At 21.9% G+C, this 549-nt stretch carries 1 protein-coding gene; it reads left to right on the forward strand.

Going from position 1 to position 549, the window contains the following annotated elements; all coding sequences use genetic code 11:
• Window positions 1-123: 123 nt before the first annotated feature.
• A partial coding sequence (locus OL66_RS03070) for a hypothetical protein (protein ID WP_238568820.1) occupies window positions 124-549 on the forward strand: 426 nt, incomplete at its 3' end.

Consider the following 549-nt stretch of genomic DNA (forward strand, 5'->3'; position numbering starts at 1 on the left):
AATAAAGAATTAGAAACAATCCAAAAAGACAATAAACCAGTTGAAACAATCCAAAAAGATAATAAAATAGTTGAAATAATAAAGAAATTAAAAAAGGAATAATTTTATAGAAAGGAATAATTGATGGATATACAACAAACAATTATTAATGTTGTTGAATCTAAAGTATTTATTTCTTTTACTTCTTTTATCTTTGGTATTTTTATTTATTGGCTTTATTTTTATATTAAAGAATTGAAAAGTAAATATGATTTTAGTGATGAATTACGAGATATAGTAAACCATTATCTTAAAAAAGGTAAAATTAGTATTAGTGAATATGGTGCCTTAGTTAGATTAATGGCAAATATGGGGAATTACTTAGGTATATATAGAAAACATGTTGAAACAATGATTAAAGAATTTGGAGAAAATGGAGGACTTAATTTTTCTGAGGGTATTTTTGATGAAAAAGATAATAATCAAGAAAATAAAGAAAATAATAATAATTTAGATGAAATTTTAAAAGAGAATTTAAAATTAAAAAATCATTGCTCAGATCGGAAGAGC

This window comes from Chrysanthemum yellows phytoplasma, assembly GCF_000803325.1.
Taxonomy (GTDB): Bacteria; Bacillota_I; Bacilli_A; order Acholeplasmatales; family Acholeplasmataceae; genus Phytoplasma; species Phytoplasma asteris.